The 7,158-nt window shown below is 68.2% G+C and carries 8 protein-coding genes; 7 read left to right on the top strand and 1 reads right to left on the bottom strand.

All coding sequences use genetic code 11. The annotated features are described in order from the left end of the window. From AX692_RS20750 to AX692_RS16095, 7 genes are all read left to right on the top strand, one after another. The coding region (locus AX692_RS20750) for a cold-shock protein (RefSeq protein ID WP_330997590.1) at positions 1-514 on the top strand (514 nt) is incomplete at its 5' end. A 134-nt stretch (positions 515-648) separates the two neighbouring features. Further along, positions 649-1,845, top strand: coding sequence for an aspartate aminotransferase family protein (locus AX692_RS16120; RefSeq protein ID WP_073977189.1), 1,197 nt, complete (start codon positions 649-651; stop codon positions 1,843-1,845). Further along, positions 1,842-2,771 (top strand): ornithine carbamoyltransferase, encoded by a 930-nt coding sequence (gene argF / locus AX692_RS16115; protein ID WP_073973782.1) that lies wholly within the window; start codon positions 1,842-1,844, stop codon positions 2,769-2,771. The genes AX692_RS16120 and argF overlap by 4 nt, the downstream gene beginning before the upstream one ends. Before the next feature lie 43 nt (positions 2,772-2,814). Then, positions 2,815-3,714 carry an Hsp33 family molecular chaperone HslO gene (locus AX692_RS16110; RefSeq protein WP_073973781.1) on the top strand — a complete coding sequence of 300 codons (900 nt, stop codon included), beginning with the start codon at positions 2,815-2,817 and terminating at the stop codon, positions 3,712-3,714. An 86-nt stretch (positions 3,715-3,800) separates the two neighbouring features. After that, entirely contained in the window at positions 3,801-4,220 is a 420-nt protein-coding gene (locus tag AX692_RS16105; RefSeq protein WP_230959445.1) for a hypothetical protein, read from the top strand. Between the two features lie 46 nt (positions 4,221-4,266). Further along, positions 4,267-4,959 carry a 7-cyano-7-deazaguanine synthase QueC gene (queC, locus tag AX692_RS16100; protein ID WP_073973779.1) on the top strand — a complete coding sequence of 231 codons (693 nt, stop codon included), beginning with the start codon at positions 4,267-4,269 and terminating at the stop codon, positions 4,957-4,959. A gap of 47 nt (positions 4,960-5,006) precedes the next feature. Further along, positions 5,007-6,563, top strand: a complete 1,557-nt coding sequence (locus AX692_RS16095; protein WP_073973778.1) for a spinster family MFS transporter — start codon at positions 5,007-5,009, stop codon at positions 6,561-6,563. A 229-nt stretch (positions 6,564-6,792) separates the two neighbouring features. Here AX692_RS16095 and AX692_RS16090 read toward each other — a convergent pair. Then, positions 6,793-7,158: OmpA family protein (locus tag AX692_RS16090; RefSeq protein ID WP_230961069.1), on the bottom strand; the 366-nt coding region annotated here is incomplete at its 5' end.

Here is a 7,158-nt window from a genome sequence, read left to right as displayed (position 1 = left end):
TGGCGGCGGTTTCAGCCGCATGCCCGCCCAGATCGTCGGCACCGGCAAGGGCACGGTGAAGTTCTTCAATGCCCAGAAGGGTTTCGGCTTCATCCAGCAGGATGGCGGCGGTGAGGACGTGTTCGTTCACATCTCCGCGGTCGAGCGTGCCGGCCTCGAAGGCCTCGCCGAAGGGCAGGAGCTCCAGTACAACCTCGTGGATCGCGGCGGCAAGGTGTCGGCGCAGGATCTGCAGGTCGTGGGTGACGTGATCGCCGTGGCGGCCAAGCCCGCCGCACCCCAGCGCGAGCTGACCGGTGAGCGCGCCAAGGGCACGGTCAAGTTCTTCAACGCGATGAAGGGCTTCGGCTTCCTCGTCCGCGATGACGGCCAGCCGGACGCTTTCGTCCACATCAGCGCGGTCGAACGCTCGGGCCTGACGGCCTTGAACGAAGGCGAGCGCTACGAATTCGATCTCGAGGTCGATCGACGCGGAAAGTACTCCGCCGTCAATCTGGCACCGATCGAAGGCTGACCCGGCCCGGACCGCTCCCCGCGGTTTGACCAGGGGGAGCCGGAAGATTAAACGGTAAAGCGGATGGCGGCTCTGGTTCAGGGCCGCCATTTGCGTTTCAGACCCTCACGATTCTCAATTTCAGGAAGCTCCATATGTCCATCACCCCGCTCATGCCCGTCTATCCGCGTTGCGGTGTCCGGCCGGTGCGCGGCGAGCACTGCCATCTGATCGGCGAAGACGGCACCCGCTACCTCGATTTCGCGAGCGGTATCGCGGTGAACCTCCTCGGCCATTCGCACGAGGGTCTGATCGGCGCGATCCAGCAGCAGGCCGCGACGCTGATGCACGTCTCGAACCTCTACGGCAGTCCGCAGGGCGAGAAGCTGGCGCAGTGGCTGGTCGACAAGACCTTCGGCGACACGGTGTTCTTTACCAATTCGGGCGCCGAGGCGGTCGAGGCCGCGATCAAGACCGCGCGCGCCTATCACCAGAACGGGGAAGGCGGTGACAAGAACCGCTTCGAGCTGATCACCTTCCACAACGCCTTCCACGGCCGGACGATGGCGACCATCTCGGCGTCGAACCAGGAGAAGATGCACCACGGCTTCTCGCCGCTGCTCGCCGGGTTCAAGTATGCGCCCTTCGATGATCTCGAAGCGGCCAAGGCGCTGATCGGGCCCAACACCGCGGGCTTCCTGGTCGAGCCGATCCAGGGCGAGGGCGGGATTCGCCCCGCCTCTGCGGAGTTCATGCAAGGTTTGCGCAAGCTCGCCGACGAGCATGACCTGATGCTGGTGCTCGACGAGGTCCAGTGCGGCGTCGCGCGCACGGGCAAGCTCTACGCCTACGAGCATTACGGGATCACCCCCGACATCCTCGCCACGGCGAAGGGCATCGGCGGCGGCTTCCCGCTGGGCGCCTGCATCGCGACCGAGAAGGCCGCGCGCGGGATGACCTTCGGCACCCACGGCTCGACCTATGGCGGCAACCCGCTCGCCATGGCGGCGGGGACGGCGGTGATGGAGGCGGTCGCCAACGACGCCTTCCTCGCCTCGGTCGCGGAGAAGGGCGAGCGGCTGCGGGCGCGGCTCGAACAGTTCATCGGCAACTACCCGGAGCTGTTCGATCTCGTGCGGGGCAAGGGGCTGATGCTCGGCATCAGGATGAAGATGGAGAGCCGCCCCTTCTACGTCCACCTGCGCGACAACCACCAGCTGCTGACCGTGGCCGCGGGCGACAACACCATCCGCATCATCCCGCCGCTGGTGATCGGCGATGCCGAGATCGACGAGTTCTTCGACAAGCTCTCGGCCGGTGCGGCGAGCTTCAAGGTGCCTGAGGCGGCATGAAGCACTTCCTCGATCTCGGCGATGCCGGGGGCGACGCGATCGCGGCGATGATCAATGACGCGATCGATCGCAAGGCGGCGCGTGCAGGACTGCCGAAAGGCGCGCCCGATGACGACGCGCCGCTTGCAGGGCGGGTGCTGGCGCTGGTGTTCGAGAAGAACTCGACCCGCACCCGTGTCAGCTTCGACATCGCGATGCGCCAGCTGGGCGGCACGGTGCTGCTGCTCGATTCGGCCTCGAGCCAGCTCGGGCGCGGCGAGACCGTCGCCGACACCGCCCGCGTGCTCAGCCGGATGGTCGACGGCATCATGCTGCGCACCGACGATCACGCCAAGATCGAGGAAATGGCCGCCCACGCGACCGTGCCCGTGATCAACGGCCTCACCGACATGTCGCACCCGTGCCAGATCGTCGCCGACCTCTTGACCGTGATCGAGCACGGCAAGGCACTTCCCGGCTTGGAGGTCGCGTGGTTCGGGGACGGGAACAACGTGCTGCACTCGATCCTCGAGGCGGCGGGGCTGATGAAGTTCAACGTCCGTGTGGCGACACCTGCGGGTTACGAGCCTGACCCGGCCTTCGTCGAGCTCGCCCGCGCGGGCGGGGCGCAAGTCACGCTGACGCAGGACGCCGCTGCCGCCGCGCGCGGGGCGGATGTGATCGTCACCGACACCTGGGTCTCGATGGGGCAGGCCCATGCCGAGGCAAAGCTCGCCGCAATGGCGCCCTATCAGGTGAACGCCGCGCTGATGGCCGAGGCCAAGCCCGATGCGGTGTTCCTCCACTGCCTCCCGGCACACGTCGGCGAGGAGGTCAGCGCGGAGGTGTTCGAGGGCCCGCAATCGGTGGTGTTCGACGAGGCCGAGAACCGCATTCACGCGCAGAAATCGGTGCTGCTGTGGGCCTTCGGCCTGCTCGGCGAATGAGAGGGGCTTTCGCGCGCAGCGATGCGTCCCCATATGGCGGCGCATGACCGAGACGACTGCGACCGCCGAGACCTTCTCCGACACCCTGATGGGCTTCACCCTGCCCGGGCGCAATGCCCGCGGGCGGGTGGTGCGCATGGAAGGCGTGCTCGAGGAGGTGCTCTCCGCCCACGATTATCCCGCCCCGATCACGCACCTCCTCGGCGAGGCGCTGGTGCTGGGCGCGCTGATGGGCGGGCTGCTCAAGGGCGAGCACGCGCAGATGACCTTGCAGGCGCAGACCCAGGGCGGGATCGTCAAGCTGCTGGTGTGCGATTATCGCGCGGGCGCCGTGCGCGGCTATGCCGATTTCGATGGCGAGCGGCTGGCCACGCTGGGCGCGAACCCGAGCCTCGCGGCGCTGTTCGGCGAGGGCTATCTCGCGATCACCTTCGAGACCGAGGGGCGCCAGCGCTATCAGGGGATCGTCCCGCTCGAGGGCGACAGTCTGGCCGAGGCGTGCGAGAGCTATTTCAGCCAGTCCGAACAGATCCCGACCCTGATCCGCGTCGCCAGCCGCGCCGGCACCGGCGGGCGCATGGCGGCGGGGCTGCTGGTGCAGCACCTCCCCGACGGCGAGGAAGGGCGCGAGCGGCTTCACGTCCGGCTCGACCACCCCGATTGGGAGCATGTCGCGGTGCTGGCGGGGACGATCAGCCATGACGAGCTGCTCGATCCCGGACTGTCGCTCGAGGGGATCGCGTGGCGCTTGTTCCACGAGGAGGAGGAAGTGCGCGTCCAGCCGGGCGATGCCCTGTCGCGCGGGTGCCGCTGCACCGCGGCGCATTACGAGACGATCATCGCCCGCTTCCCGCTCGAAGAGCAGGAGGAGATGCGCGGCCCGGACGGGATCATCGCGGTCGATTGCGCCTTCTGTTCCAAGACGTTCGCGCTGGCGATCTGACGCTTGGTCGAAAATGTCGCGATATGTGCGGGAAAGCGTCCAGTTTTTGCAAGGCTACGGCCTGCAAAGCTGCCATGAGGGGGCGTATGACTAACCGGATTGACAGCAGAATGCGGCGGGCGGCGCTGGCGCTTGCCGGAGCGGGCGTGGTGGCGGGACTGGCCGTGCCGGTGCTGGCGCAGGGCAACGGGCTCGCCATGCTCGGCACCCTCGCCAAGGGCGAATGGACCATCCGTCAGCGCGGCGGCGCGCCCGACCGCAAGATCTGCGTCCGCTCGGGCGCCGAGCTGATCCAGCTGATGCACCGCGAGAGCGGGTGCAGCCAGTTCGTGGTCGAGGACGGCGCGGCGCGGGTCACGGTGCAGTACACCTGTCCCGGCAACGGCTATGGCCGCACCAGCATCCGCCGCGAGACGCCCGCGCTGGTGCAGCTCGAAAGCCAGGGGATCGAGAGCCGCACCCCCTTCCAGCTGACCGCCGAGGCGCGCCGCACGGGCACGTGCTGATCGCACCCCGATTGCCTTTGCGTGAGCCCGTGATAGGGCCGCGCGCATGACTGTTCCGGCACAACCCCAGCCGCTCGCCGTGGTGCTGCTTTCGGGCGGGCTCGATTCGATGGTGACCGCCGCGCTCGCGCAGGAGGCGGGCTTCGCGGTTCACGCGCTGAGCGTCGATTATGGCCAGCGGCACAAGCTCGAGCTGCAATCGGCGGCGCGGATTGCGGAGAAGCTGGGCCTTGCGCGTCACACCGCGATCGCGCTCGACCTCAGGGCTTTCGGCGGATCGGCACTGACCGACAGCATCGATGTGCCCAAGGGCGGGGTCGGCGACGACATCCCGGTGACCTATGTGCCCGCGCGCAATCTTGTGTTCCTCGCGCTGACGACGGCCTGCGCCGAGGCTGCCGGCGCGCGCGACGTGTTCATCGGGGTCAACGCGCTCGACTATTCGGGCTATCCCGATTGCCGGCCCGAGTTCATCGCCAGCTTCGCCGAAACCGCAAGGCTCGGCACCAAGGCCGGGGTGGAGGGCGCGCCCTTCACGATCCACGCGCCGCTCCAGCACATGACCAAGGCCGACATCGCCCGCGAATGCGCGCGGCTCGGGCTCGATCCGGCGTGGAGCTGGTCGTGCTACGATCCCACCCCCGAGGGCCTTGCCTGCGGGTTGTGCGATTCATGCCGTTTGCGGAAAAAGGGTTTTGCCGAGGCGGGTATTGCCGATAGCACCCGCTATAACGTCTGACGGCCGCGCGCCGTTCTCAAGCAAGTATACGGGATAGGGGATCGGTTTTGAGCGAGGACACCACGGCGGCGCCCGGCAGCAGCGAGGCGCCCGCGTCGGCCTACAGCTGGTATGTGCTGGGGGTGCTGGTTGTGGTCTACATCCTCAACTTCATCGACCGGCAGATCCTCTCGATCCTCGCGGTCGACATCAAGCGCGATCTGGCGCTGACCGACGGCCAGCTGGGCTTTCTGGGCGGTGCGGCCTTCGCGGTGTTCTACGCGCTGTTCGGCGTGCCGCTCGGGCGGCTCGCGGATCGCTGGCACCGGGTGCGGCTGCTGACCATTGGCCTGCTGCTGTGGTCGACGATGACCGCGCTGTCGGGCTTTGCCCGCAATTTCCTCACCCTTTCGCTGGCGCGGATGGGCGTGGGCGTGGGCGAGGCGACCGCGAGCCCGACTGCCTATTCGCTGATCTCGGACTATTTCCCCTCGCGCCAGCGCGCGACCGCGCTCGCGATCTATTCCTCGGGACTGTACCTGGGCGGCGGGGTGTCGCTGCTGATCGGGGCGAAGATCTCGCAGGTGTGGGACGCGGCCTATCCGGGGGGCGGGGTTGGCGGGCTGGTCGGCTGGCAGGCGGCGTTCCTCGCCGTGGGCGTGCCCGGCGTGCTGCTCGCGGGCTGGGTCGCCTCGTTGCGCGAGCCCGCGCGCCAACCCGACGCGGCGAGCGGCACGCGGCACCCGCTTGCCGATTTCTTCGTCGACCTGTCGATGCTGCTGCCGCCCTTCACCCTGCTCCACGCCCTGCGCCGTGGACCGATGGCCGCGCTGGTCAATGTGGCAATGGCCGCCGCCATGACCGTTTTCGCGCTGGGGATGATCGAGCTGACCGGAAACGTGCCGCAATGGTCGGCGATCGCTTTCGGCTACTACGCGGTGTTCTCGTGGGCTTCGACCCTGCGGCGCCACGATCCGGCGACCTTTCGGCTGATCTGGGGGACGCCCGCCTTCATCTGCACCGCGCTCGGCTACGGGCTGGTCTCGCTCGGCGCCTATGCGCTGGCGTTCTGGGCGGCACCCTATGCCGAGACGGTGCTGCAACTGCCCAAGGCCGAGCTTGCCTTCGTGCTCGGGGGCAGCGGGGCGCTGTCGGGATTCCTCGGGGTGATCCTCGGCGGTCGCCTGTCCGATTGGTTGCGCGGGCGCAATCCTTCGGGGCGGATCCTGGTGGTGATGTTCGGGATTCTCGCGCCGGTGGTGCCGATCTGGATCGGCTTCACCACCGAGAACGCTCTCCTGTTCTACGTGATGAATTTCCTTGCCGGGATGTTCGCGGCTACGGCGCTGGGGGCGGCGGCGGCAACGACGCAGGACCTCGTGCTACCGCGGATGCGCGGGACGGCGACGGCCTCGTTCTTTCTTGCCACCACGCTCGTCGGCCTGGGGCTCGGGCCCTACATGGTCGGCGCGATATCGGAGGCGAGCGGGAGCTTGCGGGTCGGAGTGCTGTCGCTGATCGGGGTGGCACCGATCTCGCTGGCGCTTCTGGTCTACGCCTACCGCACGCTGCCCAAGGCCGAGGCGACCATCGCCGAGCGCGCCGCTGCCGCAACGGCGGGCTAGCCACCGGCGCCCGACACGCAAAGCGCGCGCGCCGCCGGGCGGGGGCTCTGCCCCGCGCGGCGGCGCGCGCTTCGTGTCCGGGGGTGTCTGGAGGTGTAGCTCACAGGGAGAATGGCCCGGTGAGGCGTGCTGGCGCGAGTGCCACGCGCAGGGGCCTGCATGTGCGGCAGACAACAAAAAAGGGGCCGGATCGCTCCGGCCCCTCTTCGTGTTCCGTTGGAACCTGGACTTACATGCCCGAGCCCGGGCCGTAGGTCACTTCCACGCGGCGGTTCTGCGCTTCACGCACACCGTCGGCGGTCGGGACGCGCGGCTTGGTTTCGCCGAACGACTGGCCGGTGATGCGGCCGGCAGGGATGCCGCGGCCGGTCAGATAGGCGGTGACCGCCTTGTTGCGACGATCGGCCAGGCCTTCGTTGTACTTGGTGCTGCCCGCGCGGTCGGTGTGACCAGCCAGCATCACGCTCGCCGTGCCGCAGTTGGCATAGGCGGTGACGGCGCTGTTGAGGATGCCGGCGGCTTCCGAGGTGATGTCCGACTTGTCGAAGTCGAAGAACACGATGTACGGGCCCGTGTTGCACGGCACCTTGGGCGG

Origin of the sequence: Erythrobacter donghaensis, from assembly GCF_001557325.1 — a bacterium.
In the GTDB taxonomy this organism is placed as follows: Bacteria; Pseudomonadota; Alphaproteobacteria; order Sphingomonadales; family Sphingomonadaceae; genus Erythrobacter; species Erythrobacter donghaensis_B.
This window is presented reverse-complemented; position numbering and strand designations above follow the sequence as displayed.

Coding starts and splice junctions, on each gene's coding strand:
- AX692_RS16110 (WP_073973781.1), top strand. CDS start 2,815: ATGACCGAGACGACTGCGACCGCCGAGACCTTCTCCGACACCCTGATG.
- AX692_RS16105 (WP_230959445.1), top strand. CDS start 3,801: ATGACTAACCGGATTGACAGCAGAATGCGGCGGGCGGCGCTGGCGCTT.
- AX692_RS16120 (WP_073977189.1), top strand. CDS start 649: ATGTCCATCACCCCGCTCATGCCCGTCTATCCGCGTTGCGGTGTCCGG.
- argF (WP_073973782.1), top strand. CDS start 1,842: ATGAAGCACTTCCTCGATCTCGGCGATGCCGGGGGCGACGCGATCGCG.
- queC (WP_073973779.1), top strand. CDS start 4,267: ATGACTGTTCCGGCACAACCCCAGCCGCTCGCCGTGGTGCTGCTTTCG.